The 20,848-nt window shown below is 74.4% G+C and carries 18 protein-coding genes; 7 read left to right on the top strand and 11 right to left on the bottom strand.

The genetic code is table 11. The annotated features are described in order from the left end of the window. Nucleotides 1-54 precede the first annotated feature (54 nt). Entirely contained in the window at nt 55-393 is a 339-nt protein-coding gene (locus AB0K37_RS29960; RefSeq protein ID WP_363986676.1) for a hypothetical protein, read from the bottom strand. Between the two features lie 146 nt (nt 394-539). Between AB0K37_RS29960 and mtnA the strand changes: the two genes are divergently transcribed. Next, nucleotides 540-1,577, top strand: coding sequence for an S-methyl-5-thioribose-1-phosphate isomerase (gene mtnA / locus AB0K37_RS29955; RefSeq protein WP_363986675.1), 1,038 nt, complete (start codon nt 540-542; stop codon nt 1,575-1,577). A 13-nt stretch (nt 1,578-1,590) separates the two neighbouring features. Here the strand turns inward: mtnA and AB0K37_RS29950 are convergent, their stop codons facing one another. The 3 genes from AB0K37_RS29950 to AB0K37_RS29940 all read right to left on the bottom strand — a co-directional run bounded on the left by AB0K37_RS29950 (nt 1,591) and on the right by AB0K37_RS29940 (nt 5,127). Then, nucleotides 1,591-2,889 carry a serine hydrolase domain-containing protein gene (locus AB0K37_RS29950; protein WP_363986673.1) on the bottom strand — a complete coding sequence of 433 codons (1,299 nt, stop codon included), beginning with the start codon at nt 2,887-2,889 and terminating at the stop codon, nt 1,591-1,593. A gap of 109 nt (nt 2,890-2,998) precedes the next feature. After that, nucleotides 2,999-3,892, bottom strand: coding sequence for a transferrin receptor-like dimerization domain-containing protein (locus tag AB0K37_RS29945; protein ID WP_363986677.1), 894 nt, complete (start codon nt 3,890-3,892; stop codon nt 2,999-3,001). Further along, the gene (locus AB0K37_RS29940; protein ID WP_363986671.1) at nt 3,826-5,127 is read right to left on the bottom strand and encodes a PA domain-containing protein; all 1,302 of its coding nucleotides are present in this window, start codon (nt 5,125-5,127) and stop codon (nt 3,826-3,828) included. Before AB0K37_RS29940 ends, AB0K37_RS29945 begins: the two co-directional genes overlap by 67 nt. Nucleotides 5,128-5,255: 128 nt before the next feature. On the opposite strand from AB0K37_RS29940, the gene AB0K37_RS29935 reads away from it, so the two are divergent. After that, nucleotides 5,256-7,496: an ATP-dependent RecD-like DNA helicase gene (locus AB0K37_RS29935; RefSeq protein WP_363986669.1), complete on the top strand. Its 2,241-nt coding sequence runs from the start codon at nt 5,256-5,258 to the stop codon at nt 7,494-7,496. Here the strand turns inward: AB0K37_RS29935 and AB0K37_RS29930 are convergent. Genes AB0K37_RS29930 through AB0K37_RS29915 form a run of 4 tightly spaced genes read right to left on the bottom strand, consistent with a single transcriptional unit; the run spans nt 7,487 to nt 10,968 of the window. Next, the gene (locus AB0K37_RS29930) at nt 7,487-8,272 is read right to left on the bottom strand and encodes an MBL fold metallo-hydrolase (RefSeq protein ID WP_363986667.1); all 786 of its coding nucleotides are present in this window, start codon (nt 8,270-8,272) and stop codon (nt 7,487-7,489) included. The two genes, AB0K37_RS29935 and AB0K37_RS29930, sit on opposite strands and share 10 nt — an antisense overlap. A gap of 10 nt (nt 8,273-8,282) precedes the next feature. Next, a complete protein-coding gene (locus AB0K37_RS29925) occupies nt 8,283-8,846 on the bottom strand; it encodes a TetR/AcrR family transcriptional regulator (RefSeq protein ID WP_363986666.1) in 564 nt (187 codons plus the stop codon). Between the two features lie 32 nt (nt 8,847-8,878). Then, complete coding sequence (locus AB0K37_RS29920; protein ID WP_363986664.1) at nt 8,879-9,421, bottom strand: NAD(P)H-dependent oxidoreductase; 543 nt, start codon at nt 9,419-9,421, stop codon at nt 8,879-8,881. A 17-nt stretch (nt 9,422-9,438) separates the two neighbouring features. Beyond that, nucleotides 9,439-10,968 carry an ABC transporter substrate-binding protein gene (locus AB0K37_RS29915; RefSeq protein WP_363986663.1) on the bottom strand — a complete coding sequence of 510 codons (1,530 nt, stop codon included), beginning with the start codon at nt 10,966-10,968 and terminating at the stop codon, nt 9,439-9,441. A 165-nt stretch (nt 10,969-11,133) separates the two neighbouring features. Here AB0K37_RS29915 and AB0K37_RS29910 point away from each other — a divergent pair, with 165 nt between their 5' ends. Next, nucleotides 11,134-12,576, top strand: coding sequence for a hypothetical protein (locus AB0K37_RS29910; RefSeq protein WP_363986661.1), 1,443 nt, complete (start codon nt 11,134-11,136; stop codon nt 12,574-12,576). Between the two features lie 41 nt (nt 12,577-12,617). Here AB0K37_RS29910 and AB0K37_RS29905 read toward each other — a convergent pair whose 3' ends face one another. Together AB0K37_RS29905 and AB0K37_RS29900 are read right to left on the bottom strand one after the other, a co-directional pair. Further along, a complete protein-coding gene (locus AB0K37_RS29905; RefSeq protein WP_363986659.1) occupies nt 12,618-13,985 on the bottom strand; it encodes an aromatic acid exporter family protein in 1,368 nt (455 codons plus the stop codon). 71 nt (nt 13,986-14,056) lie between these two features. Further along, on the bottom strand, nt 14,057-14,590 hold the full coding sequence (locus tag AB0K37_RS29900) for a CGNR zinc finger domain-containing protein (protein ID WP_363986657.1): 534 nt from the start codon (nt 14,588-14,590) through the stop codon (nt 14,057-14,059). Nucleotides 14,591-14,714: 124 nt separating this feature from the next. Here AB0K37_RS29900 and AB0K37_RS29895 point away from each other — a divergent pair, with 124 nt between their 5' ends. Next, complete coding sequence (locus AB0K37_RS29895) at nt 14,715-14,855, top strand: hypothetical protein (RefSeq protein ID WP_363986655.1); 141 nt, start codon at nt 14,715-14,717, stop codon at nt 14,853-14,855. Here AB0K37_RS29895 and AB0K37_RS29890 read toward each other — a convergent pair. Then, nucleotides 14,852-16,309 carry a glutamine synthetase family protein gene (locus tag AB0K37_RS29890; protein ID WP_363986653.1) on the bottom strand — a complete coding sequence of 486 codons (1,458 nt, stop codon included), beginning with the start codon at nt 16,307-16,309 and terminating at the stop codon, nt 14,852-14,854. The genes AB0K37_RS29895 and AB0K37_RS29890 overlap by 4 nt on opposite strands. Before the next feature lie 98 nt (nt 16,310-16,407). Here AB0K37_RS29890 and AB0K37_RS29885 point away from each other — a divergent pair, with 98 nt between their 5' ends. The 3 genes from AB0K37_RS29885 to AB0K37_RS29875 all read left to right on the top strand — a co-directional run. Beyond that, complete coding sequence (locus AB0K37_RS29885; protein ID WP_363986651.1) at nt 16,408-17,532, top strand: amidohydrolase family protein; 1,125 nt, start codon at nt 16,408-16,410, stop codon at nt 17,530-17,532. A gap of 41 nt (nt 17,533-17,573) precedes the next feature. Then, nucleotides 17,574-18,962 carry an FAD-dependent oxidoreductase gene (locus AB0K37_RS29880; protein ID WP_363986649.1) on the top strand — a complete coding sequence of 463 codons (1,389 nt, stop codon included), beginning with the start codon at nt 17,574-17,576 and terminating at the stop codon, nt 18,960-18,962. A gap of 37 nt (nt 18,963-18,999) precedes the next feature. Next, the coding region (locus AB0K37_RS29875) for a hypothetical protein (protein WP_363986648.1) at nt 19,000-20,848 on the top strand (1,849 nt) is incomplete at its 3' end.

Below are 20,848 nucleotides of genomic sequence, written 5' to 3'. Positions count from 1 at the left end.
CCTGGAGGTCTTGACTCGAGAGTGGCGCCACCCGGAAACTCCGCCTCGGCGACTTCACGACGAGCTTCTCCGCGCTGAGCTTCGTCGCTCGGGCGCGGCGCCCATGCCCGCCGCGGCGGCCACGCCGAACCCCGGCAGGCCGACGACCGCGCACCAGCCGCCGGCGCCGTCCTCGCCGCCGTGCCGGGACACGCCCGCGGCGAGGGCGAGGCCGAGGGAGGCGGCGCCGGGGCCGTCCAGGCCGACGACCGAGCCGGGGCGCAGCCCGCCGCCGGGGACCACGGTCCGCAGGGCGGGCAGCACCGGCACGGTCCCCGGTCCGGCGCCCGTGAGCGCCGCCGGGCCGGTGTCCTCCAGCGCCGCCGCAAGATCCCGCAGGGCCGCCTCCGGCACGCTCGCCCTCCTCTCGCATCCTCCCGCACAAATCTCGAACATGAGTTCGACCTGTGTCAAGTTGTCGCAGGTCACGCCGGGGAGCCGGGCAGGTCCGAAAGCCCGATAGGGCCGGGCTTCGCGGCATTTTTAGGCATGATGGAGATATGACGACCGATGTGCCGACCATCGAATGGACGGGCGACGCCCTGCGCCTGCTGGACCAGACCCTCCTGCCCCACCGGGTGGAGTTCCTCGCGGTCCGCGACGTCGACGCGCTCGTCGACGCGATCCGGCGGCTGGTGGTGCGGGGCGCCCCCGCGCTGGGCGTGGCGGGCGCGTTCGGCGTCGCCGTCGCGGTGCGCCAGGCCGAGCGCGAGGGCTGGGACGCCGCCGGGCGCGACGCCGCGATCGCCCGCGTCCGGGAGGCCCGCCCCACGGCGGTGAACCTCGCCGCCGGGGTGGACCGGGTCCTGCCGTTCGTCGCGAAGGGCGCCGACGCGGTGGCGGCGGAGGCCCAGGCCCTGCTGGACGAGGACGTGCGCGGCAACCGGGCCATCGGGGCCTTCGGCGCCGACTGGATCCTCGCCCGGGCGGGGGACCGGCCCCTGCGCGTGCTGACGCACTGCAACGCCGGCTCGCTCGCCACCGCCGGCTGGGGGACGGCCCTCGGCGTCGTCCGGGAACTGCACGGCCGGGGACGCGTCGAGATCGTCTACGCGGACGAGACCCGCCCCCTGCTGCAGGGCGCGCGGCTCACCGCGTGGGAGCTCGACCAGGCCGGCATCCCCTGCGTGGTGCAGGCGGACGGGGCCGCGCCGAGCACCGTCCTGCGCGGGCTGGTGGACGTCGCGGTCATCGGCGCCGACCGGATCGCCGCCAACGGCGACACCGCCAACAAGATCGGCTCGGTCGGCGTGGCGCTGGCCTGCCGGGAGGCCGGGATCCCGCTGGTGGTCGCCGCCCCGTGGAGCACGGTCGACCTCGCGCTCCCCGACGGCGCGGGCGTGCCGATCGAGGAGCGCGACGCCGGGGAGATCCTGGCCTGGGGCGGCGCGAGGACCGCACCGGAGCGGGTGGGCGCGTACAACCCCGCGTTCGACGTCACGCCCGCCCGCCTCGTGACCGCGCTGGTCACCGAGACGGGCGTGCTGGAGGTCTCGGCGGGCGCCACGCCCGCGGCCGCCGCCGCGCCGCGGGTCTAGCCCCGCGGGCGGGTCAGAAGTACGTGCCGAACAGGTCCGTGGACGGCCAGGTCGTCACCGCGTTCGCGACCTTGTGCAGCGGGGCGCTGAAGTCGTCGTACTCGTAGGTGAGCCCGGAGGGGTCGTCGCGCTGGTCGAACAGCAGCGCCCAGGTCACGCCGTCGTAGCGGCGGGTCACGATCGTGCTCGTTCCGTCGAGGGCGCCGGAGTGCCAGGTGTTCCGGCCTCCCGTCACGTCGCGCACGTACCAGCCGAAGCCGTAGTAGGACCCGCCCGAGTTCAGGCCTGTCTCCGGCTTGGCGAAGATCGAGGCGATCGAGGAGGAGTTCAGCACGCTCGTCCCACCGTCGTGGATCCGGGTGAAGCGCACGTAGTCGACGGCGGACGCGAGCCAGCCGCCCATCGCGGTGCGGTTCTCCACGTTGAACGTGCCGTAGGGGGCCGGGAGGGTCGTCCCGGCCGCGTCGAACACCGACGGGCCGGTTCGCTGCGAGAAGTAGGGCACCTCCCCGGGCGCGCGGTCGGCCTCCAGCGACCGGCCGGGCCGCATCCGAGTGATCCCCATGGGGCCCAGCACGTTCTGCTGGACGTACTGCTCGTAGCCCATGCCCGCGGCCTTGGCGATGATCTGGCCGAGGAGCAGGTAGCCGTAGTTGCTGTAGGCGAACGCGGTGCCGGGGTCGTGGTCGAGTTTCAGGCCCGTCCCGTACTGGACCATGTGCTCCCGGGTGATCGGCAGCGGAACGCCCAGCAGCTGCGCCGTGGCGCGGTCGCGGTAGGTCGGGTCGCCGGAGACGTCGCGGTCCCAGCCGCCGAGGTGCTGCAGCAGCCGCCGCACCGTCACCTGGGAGAGGCGCGGGTCGGCGGACTGGCCGGGCGGCGGCGTCAGCGTCAGCAGGTCGGTCACCCGCGCCGACAGGCTGAGCTTGCCGTCCTGGACGAGCCGGGTGACCGCCGTCGCCGTGACGGCCTTGCTGAGGCTGGCGAGCCGGAACAGCGACGTCGGCTGGACGCTCAGCGCCGCGTCGTCGCTCCAGGTGTAGCCGCGCGCGAGCACGAGCTTGCCCTTGCGCATGACGGCGAGCGATCCGCACGGGATGTTCCGGGCCTGCATCAGCGACTTGACGGCGGTGTCGAAGCCGCCGAGCCCGGCGCCCGCCGTCCCGGTGACCCGCCACGTCCGCGTGCCCGCCCGCGTCGCCGCCCGCTGGGACGCCGTGCCGCATCCTCCGACGAGTGCGGGCGCCGCGAGGCCGAGCCCCGCGGATCCCATGAGCCTGCCGAAGTCCCGCCGACTGAGCCCCTGCGCCATCGCGTCCCCTCCCGATCACCGTCCCCGCATGATCCACATGGGGGTGAGCGGGGAAAATAACATGATCTTGGGGTGGCATGGCCGGTTTCCGGCGGGAATGCCTTCCGGGTCACTCCTCCGGGGTGAGGGTGCGGGTGGCGGCGCGCAGGCCCTCGAACAGGCGGGCCTCCTGCACCCTGGCGGCGCGGACGTCGCGGTCCGTGAACAGCGCGTCGTTCAGCCCGGGCAGCCGCTGCGTGGCGTAGCCGGTGTCGATCCCGGGCGCGTAGATCTGGTGCCGGTACCAGGGGCGGCCCGGCAGCCCGGCCCGCGCAAGCAGGTCCCGCTCCGTCTGCATGATCTTGTCGTTGAGGCGGCGGAACGCGGCGGTGTCGCCCGCGCGGAGCGCCTCGTCGGCGCGCGCCTGGAGCGCCTCCGCCGCCCGCTGCCAGGCCCTGGCCTGCGCGATGTCGCGCGAGACGTCCACGACCACGGACCCGAGCCGCCCGCGCTGCTCGGCGGTGAAGTCGGCGAGGTACCGGGCCGTCTCCTGCGCGTACGGGCGGTAGCCCATCGCGATCACGTCGGCGTTGGCGAGCCGCAGCGTCGCGATGCCGGCCAGCCGCGACATCGCCGCGTGGTACTCCCAGGACGGGTCGCCGAAGTGCTCCATCCAGTAGAAGTCGTCGCAGGAGCAGTGGTAGTTCCCGGACGATCCCGGCGACGCGGCGCCGACGTCCATGGCGGGCACCCCGTACCGCTGGAAGAACGCCTGGAAGTCCGAGCCGCCGCCGATGCGGTCGATCGGGGTCTCGCCGGCGTTCTGCGCCTTCCACGCCTCGTACAGCGTCCCGTCCGTGCCGGGCCAGCGCACCTCCTTGGAGGCGTCGATGACCGAGCGGTCCAGCGCGGGCGTCGCCGACGCGCCGAACCGCGACCCTCCGGCGCCGTCCATGTTCACGTAGGCGACGGTGTTGCGGAGCAGGTCCGCGCGCTGCTCGGCGTACTCGGTGGAGCCGAACAGCCCGTACTCCTCGCCGTCCCACGTGGCCAGGAGACCGTGCGCTTAGGACGCCACCCCTTCTTGAGCAGCGTCCCCAGGGCGCGCCCCACCTGAAGCACGTTCTCGGTGCCGGACAGGTTGTCGCTGCTGCCGTACGCCCAGGAGTCGTGGTGCGCGCCGAGCATGACCTCCTGCTCGGGGTGCTCGCTGCCGGGGATCCGCACGATGACGTCCCACAGCGGGCGCACCTCGAAGGTGTTCTTCAGGTCCAGGTGAGCCCGCGTCCCGCCCGGCCCGAACCGGTACGTGAACGGAAGGCCGCCCTGCCATTCCTTCGGCACTTCCTCGCCCTTCAACGCGCGCAGCAGCGGTTCGGCCGCGCCGTAGGAGATGGGCGTGGTCGGGATGAGGCCCTTCAGCATCGGCGCCTCCGACGGCGGGACGCGCCGCGCGCCCTTCACCGACGGCCAGCCGGGCGTCTGGGGGTCTCCGGCCGCGAGCTGGATCTGCGCGATGCTGCCGCGCTGGATGCCGTCGGAGGCGCGCCACGGCCCGGCCGGGTACACCGGGCCGCGCGCGGACCCGTCGTCGGCGGGGTCGGAGTAGATGAGCACGGCCCTGGCGCCGCGCCGGGCCGCCTCGCGCGGCTTGATGCCGCGGAACACCGCCCCGTACCGGACGAGGACGATCTTGCCCTTGACCGAGACGCCGTTCCTGGCGAGCAGCGCGAAGTCCTCGGGGCGGCCGTAGTTGGCATAGACGACCTCGCCCCGCACGTCCCCGGACGGCGACATGCCGTTGTGGGAGGGGATGACCTCGTCGTAGAACTCCTGCCAGGGGCGCCGCTTCTCCTTGACCGGCAGCGTCCGGCGCCGCGGCGCCGTCATCTCGACCCGCACTCGCTCCGGCATGGACAGGTAGGCGTAGTACGTCCTGACCTCGGGGCGCAGGCCGTACGACCGGAGGCGGGCGACGATGCGCCCGACGCGGTTCCGGTCGCCGGTCGTGGTGGCCAGCGCGGGCTCGCGCGCCAGCTCGGCGTCGAGGTCGCGGGCCGTCCGCGCGGACGGGACGGCCGACAGCAGCCGCTCGTACCGGCGCTGCCACTGCGCGCTCTTCGCGGTGAAACCCGCGATCGGACCGTCCTTCGCGGGGGCGGGGGGCGAGGCCGCGGCCGGAGCGGCCGCGAGCGCGAGGACGACGGACAGGGCGGGGCCGCCGGCCGCGGCCAGTGCCCGGGTTCGGGAGCGGAACACCGGTGATACCTCCCAGTACGCGTTGTATGGGTGCTGGTGTACGGGTGCGCCCGGAACGTATGTCGCGATCACGGGAAGATCCAGAACGTCTGCCGGATCCGGCCATCCCACCGGGCCGATCGGGCACCATGGTGGGCGTGCCGGCCTCCCCGAACCCACCCGCCACGCCGCGTCCGGCGGAGCTGGAGGCGGTGCTGGAACGGATCACCTACGCCAACGAGGACACCGGCTACACCGTCGCGCGCGTCGCGACCGCCAAGAGCGGACCCGACCTGCTCACGGTCGTGGGCGCGCTGCTCGGCGCGCAGGTGGGGGAGAGCCTGCGCCTGGTCGGGCGGTGGCGCTCGCATCCGAAGTACGGCAAGCAGTTCGAGGTCGACTCCTACACGACCGTCCTGCCGGCGACGATCCAGGGCATCCGCCGCTACCTCGGCTCCGGCATGATCAAGGGCATCGGGCCGGTGATGGCCGACCGGATGGTCGGGCACTTCGGCACCGACATCCTGCGCGTCATCGAGGAGGAGCCGGAGCGGCTCGTCGAGGTCCAGGGCCTCGGCCCCAAGCGCACCAAGCGCATCGGGGACGCCTGGCAGGAGCAGAAGGCCATCAAGGAGGTCATGGTCTTCCTGCAGGGCGTCGGCGTCTCCACGTCCCTGGCCGTCCGTATCTACAAGCAGTACGGGGACGCCTCGATCGACACCGTCCGCAAGCGGCCCTACCAGCTCGCCTCGGACGTGTGGGGCATCGGGTTCAAGACCGCCGACACCATCGCGCAGGCCGTCGGCATCCCGCACGACAGCCCCGAACGGATCAAGGCGGGCCTGCAGTACACGCTGTCGGAGGCCGCCGACGACGGGCACTGCTTCCTGCCCGAGCCCAACCTCGTCACGGCGGCGGAGAAGATCCTCGGCGTCGGGCGCGAGCTGATCGTCCCGGCGCTCGACGAGCTGGCGGGCGAGGAGGGCGTCGTCCGGGAGCCGATCCCGGGAGACGGCGAGGACGCCGCGACGATCCCCGCCGTGTACCTCGTCCCGTTCCACCGGGCCGAACGCTCCCTGGCCCGCGGGCTGCTGGAGCTGCTCGACGCGCCCGCCGACCGGCTCAAGGCGTTCGCCGGCGTCGACTGGGGCAAGGCGCTGCCGTGGCTGAAGCAGCGCACCGGCCAGGCCCTCGCCCCCGAGCAGGAGGACGCGGTCAAGCTCGCGCTGACGTCCAAGGTGGCCGTGCTGACCGGCGGTCCCGGCTGCGGCAAGAGCTTCACCGTCCGCTCGGTGGTGGAGCTGGCCGCCGCCAAGCACGCCAAGATCGTGCTGGTGGCGCCGACCGGCCGGGCGGCCAAGCGGCTCGCCGAGCTGACCGGCCACGAGGCCGCGACCGTGCACCGGCTGCTCCAGCTCCAGCCCGGCGGCGACCCGAAGTTCGACCAGGACAACCCCCTGGACGCCGACCTGGTCGTCGTCGACGAGTGCTCCATGGTCGACCTGATTCTGGCCAACAAGCTGGTGAAGGCGATCCCGCGCGGCGCGCACCTGCTGCTCGTCGGGGACGTCGACCAGCTCCCCTCCGTCGGCGCGGGCGAGGTGCTGGCCGACCTGCTCGGCGCCGAGGCCGTCCCGCGCGTCCGGCTGACGAAGATCTTCCGGCAGGCCCAGCAGTCGGGCATCGTGGTCAACGCGCACCGCGTCAACTCCGGCGACCACCCCCACACCCGCGGCTACCCCGACTTCTTCCTGTTCCCCTGCGACGAGCAGGACGAGGCCGCCGAGCTGACGGTCGACGTGGTCGCCAACCGCATCCCGCGCAGGTTCGGCCTCGACCCGCGCCGCGACGTCCAGGTCCTCGCCCCCATGCACCGGGGCGCCGCCGGGGCGGGCGCGCTGAACTCGCTGCTGCAGGAGGCGCTGACCCCGCACGACGACGCCCGTCCCGAGCGCCGCTACGGCGGCCGCGTGTTCCGCGTCGGCGACAAGGTCACCCAGCTCCGCAACAACTACGACAAGGGCGAGGCCGGCGTCTTCAACGGCACCGTCGGCGTCGTCGCGTCCGTGTCCCAGGAAGAGCAGTCACTGACCGTCGTGACCGACGAGGACGAGAGGGTCGACTACGCCTTCGACGAGCTGGACGAGCTCGCCCACGCCTACGCGATCACGATCCACCGCTCGCAGGGCAGCGAGTACCCGGCCGTCGTCATCCCGCTCACCACCGGCGCCTGGATGATGCTGCGCCGCAACCTGCTCTACACCGGCATCACCCGGGCCAAGAAGCTGGTGGTCCTCGTCGGGTCGCGCCGGGCCCTGGCCGCCGCCGTCCGCACCGCCGGCGCCGGCCGCCGCCACACCGCCCTCACCCACCGCCTGTCTCAGCGGTAACGGGCCAGTTCCCAGGGGTCATGGGCGCAGAAGATCTCGATGTCGCCGCCGCGCGCCAGCTCCCGCAGCCGGGCCACGTTCGCGAGGCGCAGCTCCCGGTCGACCTCGCCGCCCGCCTGGACGAGCTCCATCAGCGGGTGCACGACCGGGTCGGGGCGGTCGACCTCCCCGTGGTACATGTACGCGTCGCCCGCGTGCAGCAGCCAGCGGTCGCCGTCGCGGACCGCCACGCCCGCGTGGCCCGGCGTGTGGCCGCCGAGCGGCACCAGCAGGACGTCCTCGGGGACGCCCTCCAGCGGCCGGACGCCCTCGAAGCCGTGCCAGGTCTCGCCTTCGGCGCCCGCGTAGGCGACCCACTTCGGGCCGTGGGCGAGCTGGGCCGGGGTCTTGCCTCCGTCGGCGAGCTCCGCCTCGAAGAGGTGGACCGCCGCGTCCGGGAAGTCGCTCAGCCCGCCCGCGTGGTCGCGGTGCAGGTGCGTGGGGACGACGTGCCGGACGTCGGCCGCCGCGTACCCGAGCGCCTCGACCTGCCGGACGGCCGTCGCGGACGGGTCGAGGGTCGGCCCCGCCATCTCCACCCAGTCGTCCAGCAGCCGCTCGGACGGGCGCTCGATGTCGCCGAGGCCGATGCCGGCGTCCACGAGCACGAGGCCCGCCGAGTCGGTCTCCACCAGCAGCACGTGGCCCACGGCCCGCGCGGGCCGCAGCGGGCTCTCCGGCCCGTCGGCCGGTTCGATCTCCCGCATGGGGGCGCAGTCGAGATGGTGAACGCGCATGGGTCCTCCTTCAGAGCAGGTCGCCGAGCTGGCGGGTGACCTCGTGGATGACGGACACGTCGCGCCGGACGCGGGCCAGCATGACCGCGCCCTGGACCGACGACAGGACGAGCGCGGCCAGCGGATCGGCGCGCTCGTCCGGCACGCCCCAGCCGCGCAGGGCGGCCGCGATGCCGCCCTGCCACTCGGTGTAGGTGCCGTCGCAGGCGGCGCGGATGGTCTCGCTCTCGGCGGCCGTCTCCAGCGCCACCGTCGCGACCGGGCACCCCTTGCCGAAGTCGGACTCCAGCAGGGCGTTCGCGAAGTGGTCGCCGAGGGCCGCCAGGCCGGCCCGGCCGTCCGGCGCGGCGACGAGGGCGCCCGCGAGCGCCTCGCCCACCGCGCGGCCGGACAGCGCGACCGACTCGGACGCGAGCTGCTCCTTGCCGTCCGGGAAGTGGAAGTACAGCGAGCCCTTCGGCGCCCCGCTCTCCGCGAGGACCTGGTTGAGCCCGGTGCCGTGGTAGCCCTGCCGCTGGAACAGCTCCGCAGCCGTCCGCAGCACGCGCTCGCGCGTCTCGCCCCGAGGTGTCATGGGGGCGATACTAGGTAGACTGGTCTAGTAAGTCAACGCCGGAGTGCGGCGTGCAGCGCCTCCACCGCCCCGGCGATGAGCGCGCGCGGCTCCGCGGTGCGGACCAGGCCGTCCTCGCCCACGTCGGGCCGGGTGACCGGGATCCGCGCGCACGCGGCCTCGACGATCTCGGTGCCCGCGTAGCCGAGCACCTTGCGCAGCGAGGCGTGCGCGTCGCCGCCGCCCGTGGGCGCGGCCGGGGAGGCCACGTTCAGCCAGGCGACGGGCTTCTCGTAGATCTCGCCGCCGCCGATCGTCCAGTCGAGCAGGTTCTTGAACGAGCCGGGCAGCGCGCCCGCGTACTCCGGGGTGCAGATCAGCACGGCGTCCGCGGCGCCGATCGCCGCGCGCAGTCCCGCGACGGCCGGGTGCAGCGGCTCGCGGTCGTCGTCGGGGTTGAAGTGCGGCAGGTCGCCCATGCCGGCGTAGAGCGTCATGTCGAGCCCGTCCGGCGCCAGCGCCTGCGCGGTGCGCAGCGCCGCCTCGTTCGTGGATCCCTTGCGCAGGCTCCCGCAGAGCATCAGCACGTTCGTCATGATCGTCAGGCTACGCGTCAGTCCCCGATGGTCAGCCGGTCGAGGCGCAGGCCCGTGAAGGCGTCGGCGGTGACGCCGCGGGCGCGCTCGGACCAGACCAGGTGGTCGTGACGGGACCACAGCGGCATCGCGGGCATGTCGCGCAGCAGGGCGCTCTCGGCGAGGCGCGCGGGGACCACGCCCTCCTCCGGGGTGGCCGCGCGCTCGGCCTCGGCGAGGAGGCCGGTCGCGTACCCGTCGTCGAAACCGGTTCCGGCGTCTAGCAGCGGCGCCAGCGCGGCGACGGGGGCGGGGTAGGCGGCGGTGGTGTGGACGACGAAGGGGCCGTCCACCTCGCGGGACTCCACGGCCTCGCGCAGGTCGGCGACGGGACGGGGGCGGGCGTCGAGCTTCAGTTCCCTGCCGAGCTGCTGCGCGACGGCCTTCACCCAGGCGTCGTCGCCCCGGCCCGCCTCGTACCAGAGGTTCAGCGGGCCCTTGAGTCCGCCCGCGTCGGCCAGCGCGGCGGCCGCCGCCTTGGAGTCGTGGACGCACAACCGGCACTGCCCTTCGCGGTGGCCGGGGCGGATGCCCGGCGCGACGAGCGAGTCGGCGGGGGAGTACTGGTGGCCGAGGGGACCCTCGGTGACGGCGGACCGGTCGATCGCCATCGACAGCGCCGTCCGGACGGTCGGGGACGACAGCCGCTCCCGCCGGGCCGGGAACGCCAGGAAGGTGACGTCGCGGCCGGGGACCGCGAGGTGCCGGTCGCCGAAGTCGGCCTCCATCGACTCGTGCCGGTCCGGCGGCACCAGCGTGGCGACGTCGAGGTCGCCGGCGCCGGCGGCGGCGTACTGGCGCTTCGCGTCCGGCATCGCCCTGACGACCACGGACCTGCCCTCGCCCGACCGGCGGCTCAGGACGATCTCCCGTGCGCTCCGGGACGTCACCCGGAAGGGCCCGTTGCCGACCGGGACGCGGCCGTAGGACGCCCAGTCGCGCGACGCGAGGACGCTCTCGGGCATCGGGAAGAACGCCGGGTCGCCGAGGAGGGCGGGGAACCCGCTCAGCGGACGGTCCAGGGTCACCTCGAAGGTCCGGTCGTCCTCCACCCTCAGGCCCGGAACACCGTCCTCGCCCGCGCGGGCGCCCTTGACGCGGGCGACATCGGTGAACAGCCGCGACCCGGCCCAGCGCTCGCGCAGCACGGCCGTCCAGGCGCCGGTGAACGAGCGGGACGTGACGGGCGAGCCGTCCTGGAAGGTCGCGCCGGGACGGAGCCGGACCGTCCAGACGCGCCGGTCCGGGCTGGTGACCGACTCGGCGGCGGCGTTCGCGGGCGCGCCGGTCTTCGCGTCGTAGGAGACCAGGCCCGTCCACACCGCGTTGGCGATCATCCGGCCGGAGGCGTCGCGGACGTCGCCGGGCAGCAGCGTCGCGGGCGCCGGGGCGCCGACCGAGATCCGCGGGTCGGCGGGCTCGCTCCACGCCTTCAGGGCCGCGACCGGCGCCACCAGCACCGCCACGGCGCCGGCGACGAGGGCGGCGGTGCGGGCTGAGCTCTTCACTGGCCTCTCCCGGGAGCTGGGCGGTCCCAGGGGAGGGTAGACCACGGTGTCAGGTCCCACCAGTCCTCACGGTGCTGAGGCCATTTCGTGACCTGCCGAACTGTTGATCAAGTGCGCGGCGGCGGCCACACTGGCGCTTGCGAAGATCCATTCCGTGGAGGCGCGATGCTCCCCCGCACATCCTTTCCCTCCGGACGCCTGCTGCAGGGCGGCGTCGCGGTCGCGGCGTCCGTGGCGCTGATGGCCGGCAGCGCCTGGGCGTGCCCGCCCGAGCCGGAGAACACCAAGACGCAGACCGGGCAGGCCGCCGCCACCGCGGGCGAGGGCGCCGGCGGCCACGCCGGGCACTACCGCCGGGCGGCCCCCGCGAGCACGAAGTCCGAGGCGGTCAAGGGGGTGCGGCGCGTCGGCGGGGTCTCGGACGCCAAGGGCGCCATCTCCCTGATGTTCATGGACTACGGCCGGGGCCCGCACAAGCGGACGATCATGTACGCGACCGGCCAGTTCGGGCTGAAGGCCTACGACATCAGCGCCGACCCCCGCGTCCCCAAGCTGGTCGGGCAGCTGAACATGCCCGGCATGTGGGAGACCGAGGACACCGACTTCGACCCCAAGCGCAAGATCATCTACCTGTCCCGCGACCCGCGCGCGTTCGGCGGCACCACCGCCACCGGCGAGTCGGGCATCTACGTCGTGGACGCCTCCAAGCCGGAGAGCCTGCGCCAGATCACCTACGTGACGGTGCCCGCGGGACACACGACGACCTGCGTGGACGACTGCAAGTACCTGTGGACGGGCGGCCCCGCGAAGGCCAGCTGGATGCCCGCGGACTGGGGCGGGCGCCCCGTCTGGGTCACCGACGTCCGCGACCCCGCCAAGCCGAAGGTCCACAAGGACCCGATCGACACGGGCCGCAACGACGGCAAGACCGACTACACCCACGACATCCAGGTCGACTCCGAAGGGGTCGCCTGGGCCTCGGGGCGCGGCGGCGTGCGCGGCTACTACACGACCGGCCGCCACTACGACCCGGTGCAGAAGAAGTGGCGCAAGGCCACCGCGGTCGACCCCGTCCCGTACGCGGGCGGCGGGCTGGACGAGGCCACCACCAACTCCACCTTCATGCACAACAGCTACCGGGCCGTCGGGCGGACCCGGGACCAGGCCGCCGACCCGCGCCGGTGGGGCGACGGGAAGCTGCTGTACGTCACCGAGGAGACGTTCAACGACGGCTGCGCCAACGACGGACTGCTCGTCATCGCGTCGCTGAAGGGCTCCTACGGCGGTGAGGGCTGGCGGTCCACGCCGGAGCACAAGTTCCGCCTGAACACCGTCGCGACGTGGGGCGTGGCGGGCAAGGAGGGCAGCGACCCCGAGAGCACGGACTGCTCGGCGCACTACTTCGACGTGCGCGACGGCGTGATCGCCCAGTCGTTCTACTCGCAGGGCACCCGCTTCCTGGACGTCACGGACCCGACGAACCCGCGGCAGGTCGCCTACTACCGCCCGGCGGACGCCGCGTCCTGGCAGCCGTACTGGCACGGCAAGTACGTCTACGTCGCCGACAACACCCGCGGCGTCGACGTCCTGGAGCCCACCTTCCGCTGACCGTCCCACCGGGGCCCCAAGCCCCGCGCGAAGACCCGTCCCTATCCCCCCGGGGGCGGGTCTTCGCCCTGCGCGGGCCGGTTGTGGCGCGTCTCGATCTCGCCGGCGCCGCGCTCGGCGGCCGCGACCGCGGACCCGGCCGCCCGGCGCAGCTGCTGCCCGGCCTGCTGGACGACCTGGACGGGCCGCGCGGGCAGGTGCCGCGAGGCGCCGCGGTGCCGCCGCCAGTGCTCGCGGGCGCGGGCCCGGTGCTCGACGCGCAGGTTCTCGATGAGCCGGTCGATGTCCATGGACACCTCGCCGTACAGCGGCCACAGGTCCCCGGCCGCGGCCCGCTCGTGCAGCCGCCGGGTGAGCCGGGCTCGGCGCTCGCGGGCCACGTCCACCCGGACCTCCAGCTCGTGCTCGGCGAGGAACGGCCGGGCGTCGCGGGTCAGGTCGGAGCGGGCCAGCCGGCCGTAGGAGGCGATGCTGGCGGCGATCCCGGCCAGCGCGTCGCCGAGCTCGCGGCGCAGCTCCGGGTCGGTCAGCAGCCGGCCCCGGTCGCCGAGCCGCTCGTCGTCGGCCAGGGACCGGGTGAGCCCCCGCAGCGACAGCGTGAAGTGCTCCATCGTCTCCATGGCGTTGCGCAGCGCGACGCCGGCGTCGATGAGCCGCCGCGCCCGCGTCCGGGGGTTGAGCCGGACGCTCTCCTCGGCGGCGCCGAGCTCCCGGTCGGTGCGGCCGAGCTCGCGGGCGAGGCGCTCGGCCTCCGCCTGCCAGCGGGCCGCCTCGTCCTCGGTGCGCTCGCCGCGCAGCCCGTCGGCGATGCCGGCGACCAGCTCCCGCAGCTTCTCGGCGACGTCCTGGACGGCCTCCTCCGCGGGCCGCACCCGCACGGTCGGCACCAGCAGCGTCGCCGCCAGACCGGTGGCGGCGCCGATCAGCGTCTCCAGGACGCGGTCGGCGGCGCCCGCCTCGCTGGCCGACCCCAGCGCGAAGATCAGCATCGCGGAGATCGGCGCCTCCAGCACGTGCTCGCCGAGGCGCAGCGCGTGCCCGATGACCAGGGCGGCGAGGATCGTCAGGCCGAGCGTCCACCAGGAGAACCCGATGGTGCCCGCGGCCAGCACCGCGATCAGCACCCCCGAGGTGACGGCGGCGACCCGCAGGACGCTCGCCTTGATCGTCTGGTAGACGGAGAACTGCACGACGAGCAGCGCGGTCAGCGGCGCCAGCAGCGGCTGCGGCCCGCCGGCCGGCAGCACCGTGAGGGCCAGCACGAACGCCAGCGTGGCGGTGATCGTCAGGCGGGCGATGCGGTAGGCGGTGGACCGCACCTCCGTGGCCACGCGCAGCGGCGAGCGGCCCCCGCGATCACCTTCGCCGGAGCGGCGGCGGAAGAACACGAGCGACATGCGCTCTGTCATTCCCGCAGGCGGGCAAAGGTCACAGGGGTGGACGAAGATCACAAAACGACGGGGTGCGGGGGCGGCGAGGGTCAATCCCGCCGGCGGGCGCGGAACGCGGCGACGTTCGTCCGGTTCGCGCAGGACTCCGAGCAGAACCGGCGCCGCCCCGCCCGCGAGGTGTCGGCGTACACGCGGTCGCAGCCGTCGGCGGCGCAGACGCCGGTCCGGCCGAGCCCGTGCTCGACGACCAGTTCGGCGAGGTTCATCAGCGTGGTCGCCCGGAACCGCTCCACCAGGCGGGACGACGGCGGCGCGTAGTGCATGTGCAGGCCGTGCGGCTCGTGGTCGGCCAGGTGCGGGTGCATCGGGATCTCCAGCATCAACCGGTTCAGCATCGCCGTCGCCTCCTCCAGCCGGGCCGCCTCGAAGAAGGGGCGCAGGACCCGGCCCCAGCGCCGGAAGTCGGCGGCGTCGGCGTCCTCGAACTCCTGCCAGAAGAACTGGTTGTCCCGCAGGAGGCGGCGCAGCGCGTCGGGGGAGTCGTCCCCGCCGGCCGCCGTCACGGCGTTGACCAGCGCGGCGGCCGCCGCCACCCCATGGCTCTTGTATCCAGTGATGCGCATTACCCGGGCCTCCGGTCCCGCAGCCGATCAGTAAATGTTATCTTGTTTATAACCCTTACAGACGTCCCTGGGATACGCGGTGGAATGTCCATGCTGTGGCTGGCCTGAGTCCGATGTCTACGAGGTGCTGTCACGGCACCTGACCTCCGAGGGAGTGGTCGTCTACACCCGCTGCGCCTGCGGCAGACCGCAGATGCGCGTGCAGCGGTTCGATCCGGGTCCGGTCGCGGCGGGCGGGGGCGGCGGAGGGCCGGAGCGCCGCTAGTGCCGCCAGCGGGTGGCGGCGGCCACCTGCTGCGGCGTCGCCCCGTCCAGCAGCGCGATCTCCCCGCGCCGCACCGCCGCCACCGTGTCGGTGACGGCCTCGCCGAGCGCCTCGCGCAGGACGGCGTCGGCCTCGAACGCCGCGACCGACTCGGCCAGCGACGCAGGCAGCGGGACGATGCCCCGGGCGGCGCGCTCCTCCTCCGCCAGGCCCGCCGGGTCCACGTCGACCGGCTCCGGCAGCCTCAGCCCGGCGCCGAGGCCGTCCCGCCCGGCCGCGAGCAGCGCCGCCAGCAGCAGGTACGGGTTGGCGGCGGCGTCCAGGCACTTGACCTCCAGGTTCGCGGCGGTGGCCCGCTCGCCGTCGGCCCCCGTCACGAACCGCAGCGCGGCCTCCCGGTTCTCCAGCCCCCAGCACGCGTACGCGCCGGACCAGTGCGACGGGACCAGCCGCAGGTAGCTCGCCACCGACGGCGCGCCGACCGCCAGCAGCGCGGGCAGCCGGCGCAGGATGCCCGCGGCGAACGCCTCCCCGGCCGCCGTCATCCCGTACGGTCCGGGGCCGCCCGCCATCGCGTTCACCGCGCCGCCCGCCGTGCCGCCCGCCGTGCCGTCCCGCCACAGGCTGAGGTGGGCGTGCGCGCCGTTGCCGACCGAGTCGGCCTCCACCTTGGGGGAGAACGAGGCGGCCATCCCGTGCCGGATCGTCACCGCCCGGATCGTCTCCCGGACGAGCACGGCGGTGTCGGCCGCGCCGACCGGGTCCTCGGCGGCCACGGACACCTCGTACTGCCCGGGCGCGTACTCCGGGTGCAGCTGGACGACCCTCACGCCCGTCGCCTTGAGGGACCTCAGGAGGTCCCGCAGGTAGTCGGCCAGCTCGGTGACCCGCGTCATCCCGTACGCGGGGCCCTTGCAGGCGGGGGAGAAGTCCTCGCCGTCGCCGTCCGACACCGCCCACTCGATCTCGAACGCGGCCCGCACCGCGTAGCCGAGCCCGGCGAGCCGGTCGGCCTCGCGGCGCAGCAGGGCCCGCGCGTCCAGCGGGTGGACGGATCCGTCCTGGGCGTAGCGGTGCGCGGGCGCGTGCGCCCAGCCCGGGAGCGCGGCCAGCGGGACGAGCCGGTCGAGGTCGGGGTGCAGTCGCAGGTCGCCGGTCGGGCCGCCGATGTGGCGCCCGGACACGATCGAGTCGTCCAGCAGGAACACGTCGAACACCGGGGACATCCCGACGCCCCACGCCGCGGCGTGCTCCAGCCGTTCCACCGGGACGGTCTTGGTGCGGGTGATCCCGCTGACGTCCACCCACGTCAGCGCGACGGCGACGATGCCCTCGCCGGCCAGCCGGCGCGCCGCCTCGGCCGCGCGGGCGCCCAGCCGGGCCCGGTCGTGCCCGTCCAGGGCCTGCTCTCCGGCGTCGCCGCCCTGGAGGGAGGTGTGCGAGGTGGGTTCCACGGCTGCTGGCTCCTCGTCGGGTGGCGGCGGAGGTGAACACGCTCCGTAAGGGCATCGTAGGGAGAACGCAGTCGTGTTTCAGGGAGGATGCGGGAGCCGTGCTGGAGTATCTGGAGTCGCTGCGGCTGGTCGACCACCACTGCCACGGTGTCCTCGGCGAGGACCTCGGCAGGACGGCGTTCGAGGAGGCGCTCACCGAGGCGGAGACCGCGGGACCGCCCGGCGTGAGCATGTTCGACACCCAGGTCGGTTTCGCGCTGCGGCGCTGGTGCCCGCCCGTCCTCGGGCTCGGCGCCCACGCCGAGCCGGAGGAGTACCTGGCCCGCCGGGCCGAGCTGGGCGCCGCCGAGGTGAACCGGCGGTTCATGGCCGCCGCCGGGCTGGACGCGCTCTGCGTGGACACCGGCCACACGCCGGAGGCGATCCTCGACCCACCCGCCCTCGGCCGGCTGGCCGGGGCGCGGGCGCACGAGATCGTGCGGCTGGAGACTGTCGCGGAGCGGGTGGCGGCCGACGGCGTGGAGGCGGGCCGGTTCGCCGAAGAGGTGCGCTCCCGGCTCCACGCCGCGTTCGCCGCGGGCGCCGTGGGGGCCAAGTCGATCGCCGCGTACCGGGCCGGGCTGGAGCTGTCGGGGGTGCGGCCGCCGGAGGCGGAGGTCGCCGGCGCGGCCGGGCGGCTGATGCGCGCGGCGGAGGGCGCCGGCGCCCCGCCGCGCGTGTGCGACGAGATCCTGCACCGGTTCCTCGTCTGGTGCGCGGTGGACGCCGGGCTGCCCGTCCAGTTCCACGTCGGGTACGGGGACGCGGACGCCGACCTGCGCCGCGGCGACCCGCTGCTGCTCATCGAGCTGCTGCGCGCCATGAACCCCGTCCCGGCGATGCTGCTGCACAACTACCCGTTCCACCGGCACGCCGGGTACCTGGCGCAGGTGCTGCCGAACGTGCACGTCGACGCGGGCCTGGCGACCCACAGCCTCGGGCACCGCTCGCCCGCGCTCATCGCCGAACTGCTGGAGCTGGCGCCGTTCGGGAAGGTGCTGTACTCCTCGGACGCCTTCGGGCTGGCCGAGCTCTACCACCTCGGGGCGCTGCTGTTCCGGCGCGGGCTCGCCGGATTCCTGGCCGGGGGAGTGGAGGACGGCGCCTGGACGGCCCGCGACGCCGAGCGGGTCGCGGGGCTGGTGGCCTCCGGCAACGCCCGCCGGGTCTACGGTCTGGAGTGAGCCGATCTTTCGGGCAGCACCGGCAATCGGGAGGAACCGGCATGGCCGCACGTGAACGCCTGCTCGTCATCGGGGGCGACGCCGCGGGGATGAGCGCCGCGTCCCAGGCCCGCAGGCTGCGCGGCCCCGAGGACCTGGAGATCGTCGCCGTGGAGCGCGGGCACCACGCGTCCTACTCGGCGTGCGGCATCCCCTACTTCGTCGGCGGCGTGGTGGACGGGCTGGACACGCTCGTCGCCCGCACGCCCGCCGAGTTCCGCGAGCGCGGCATCGACCTGCGGCTGCGCACCGAGGCCGTGGAGATCGACACGGACGGCGGCCGGGTGCGGATGCGCTCCCTCGACGGCGGCGGCGAGCGCTGGGAGCCCTACGACCGGCTCGTGATCGCGACCGGCGCCGTCCCCACCCGCCCGGACCTGCCCGGCGTGGACGCCGAGGGCGTCCACGGCGTCCAGATCCTCGACGACGGCGTGGCGATCCGGCGCGCCGTCGAGGAGAGGGCCCCGCGCCGCGCCGTCGTGGTGGGCGGCGGCTACATCGGCCTGGAGATGGCCGAGGCGATGGTGATGCGCGGCCTGGAGGTCTCGCTCGTGGACTTCGCCGACCAGCCGATGCGCACCCTCGACCCGGACATGGGCGCGATCGTCGCCGACGCGATGCGCGGCATCGGCGTGCGGCTGTACCTGGGGGAGCCGGTCGAGGGCTTCGACACCTCCCCGGAGGGGCGCGTCACCGCGGTCCGCACGCGGAACCGCACGCTGCCCGCGGACCTGGTCGTCCTCGGGCTCGGCGTGCGGCCGGCCTCCGGACTGGCCGAGCGCGCCGGGATCGAGACCGGCCCGACCGGCGGGATCGTCACCGACCGGCGGATGCGCACCCGCACCGAAGGGGTGTGGGCGGCGGGCGACTGCGTCGAGACCCGCCACCTCGTCTCGGGCGCGCCGGTCGCGATCGCGCTCGGCACGCACGCCAACAAGCAGGGCCGCGTCGCCGGGATCAACATCGGCGGCGGCTACGCCACCTTCCCCGGCGTGGTCGGCACGGCCGTCTCCAAGATCTGCCGGGTGGAGGTCGCGCGGACCGGGCTGAACGAGGCCGAGGCGGCCGGGGCCGGGTTCGAGACGCTGAGCGTGGCCGTCGAGTCCACCACCCGGGCCGGCTACATGCCGGGCGCCGCCGCGATGACGACCAAACTGATCGCCGAGCGCCGTTCGGGCCGGCTGCTCGGCGCGCAGATCGTCGGCGAGGAGAACGCCGCCAAGCGCGTCGACGGCCTGGCGATCGCGCTGTGGAACGGGATGACGGTCGAGGAGATGACGGGCCTCGACCTCGGCTACGCGCCGCCGTTCGCGCCCGTCTGGGACCCCGTCCTCGTCGCCGCACGCAAGGCCGCTGACGCCGTCGAGCGGGACATGCGCTCCGGCTCTTGATCCCCTTTGTCGGTGATCTCCCTTACGGTGTGGCCTCATGGCGACTGCGGGGCCGGTGGCGGCCGACGAGAACACCTGGGAGATGCCGGACGCGTGGCGGCGGGTCGCCCATCCCCGCCGGGACCGGCCGGGGCCGTGGCCGCGGGCGCGGATCGACGCCGCGGCGGTGGAGAAGGCGCGGGCACTGGTGGAGGCCGCCAGAGCCGGCGTCGAGGACGTCCTCGCGCTGCCCGGCACGACGCCCGAGCTGGCCGAGCACGGCCGCGCCTACCTGAAGGGCGAGGCCGACGCGCTGGGCGCGGCGGTGGTCGCGACCGTCGCGGTGTCCAAGCGCGGCCTGCTCGAACTCGGCGGGAAGGACCCGTTCCGGGACGCCTGGGCCGCCGAGCACGGCCTGCCGTTCGCGGCGGCCGCCTATGCGGAGCTGCCTGAGATCACGAGCGACTACCAGCAGGCGGGGAGCCAGGCGACCTGGACCGGTGTGCGCTGGACCGGGACATGGGGCAACTACCGCGAGTGGTGGTCCCAGGAGAGCGCCGCACGGCACCTGCGCGCCCTGCTGGCCGCCGCCGACGACGACGTGTACGCCGCGGCCGTCGAGGAGATGGCGGGCCGGCGCCGGACGCCGCTGCAGCGGATGCTCGTGTCCTACCTGGCGCCGACCAGGCGGGACTGGGTGGACGAGGTCCGCGCCGACCCGGCGGTCATCGGCCTGCCGCCCTACTCGGTGCACCGGTGGATGCTGTTCTGCTCGCTCGGCGGGCCGGAGCAGGCCGACCCGGCCGTCCTGCCGCTCGGCTACTACGACCGGAGGACGAGCGTCGTCGCGACCCTCGTGGACGGCGTCGGCCCGTCCGGTGCGGTGCCGCTGGTGGCAGGAGCCCTGGAAGGCCAGTACACCGACACCGACACCTACCGGAGCCTGCTGGACGTGCTCGCCCGGCTCCCCGTGGACGAGGCGTTCCAGGCGCTCGTGGACCGGATCCACCACAGGTACGTCCAGCCCGCGTTGATCGCCGCCTCGCGGGCGTATCCACGGCGGGCGCTGCGCCTGCTCGCCCCGGCCGCGCGGACGCCGGAGGCGGAGGACATGCTGCGGGCCCACCTGCTCACCCATCCCGAGCTGGTGGAGGAGATGCTGCCGGAGCTTCCGGAGGAGTCGCGCGCGGCGATCGGCGCGCTCCGCGAGACCACCGTCCGGGTCCCGGAGGCGTCCGGCGACGCCCTGCCGCCGCTGCTCGTGGACCCGCCGTGGACCCGGCCCCGGACGAAGGCCAAGCCCGTCGTCATCAAGGACCTGGCCCCGCCCGGCACGCGCCTCATCGCCTGGGAGCCCGGCGAGCGGGACGCATGGACGGTGGACCTCCACCACCTGTGGCGATGGGTGAAGCGCTTGGAATGGCCCGTCCAGGTGGAGAAGTTCAAGGACGGCGCGCTGCCCTCCCACCAGCAGCCCGTGCTCTTCATCGAGGCGCCCGAGGACCTCGTCCGCCCGCTCCTAGCGGGCTGGGAGCCGCCCGACCCCTGGTACGTGGGCGAATGGATGCGGGTCGTCGTCGCCCGGTTCGAGCTCGACGCGCTGGACCCGGCCGTCTTCGCGGCGCGGCGCGACCCCGCGGGCGTGGGCGCCGTCCTCCTGCCGTTCCTGAGCGACGAGGTCGCGCGGCTCATGGCCGACTGGCTCGTGCGGCTCAAGCAGGCGGGCAGGACCGCGCAGGCCTGGTTCCGGCGGCACGGCACGGCAGCCGTCCCGGCCCTGGTGCCGCCCGCGCTCGGCAAGGCGGGCGCCCAGCGCCGTCCGAAACTTTCCCGTGTCCACATGTGGACTACCAAGTGCTTGCTTGGGAGCTGGTACATTCCGCGCATGATCTCCGTGGTCGTCTGGG

Origin of the sequence: Actinomadura sp. NPDC049753, assembly GCF_040674655.1 — a bacterium.
Classification (GTDB): domain Bacteria; phylum Actinomycetota; class Actinomycetes; order Streptosporangiales; family Streptosporangiaceae; genus Spirillospora; species Spirillospora verrucosospora.
This window is presented reverse-complemented; position numbering and strand designations above follow the sequence as displayed.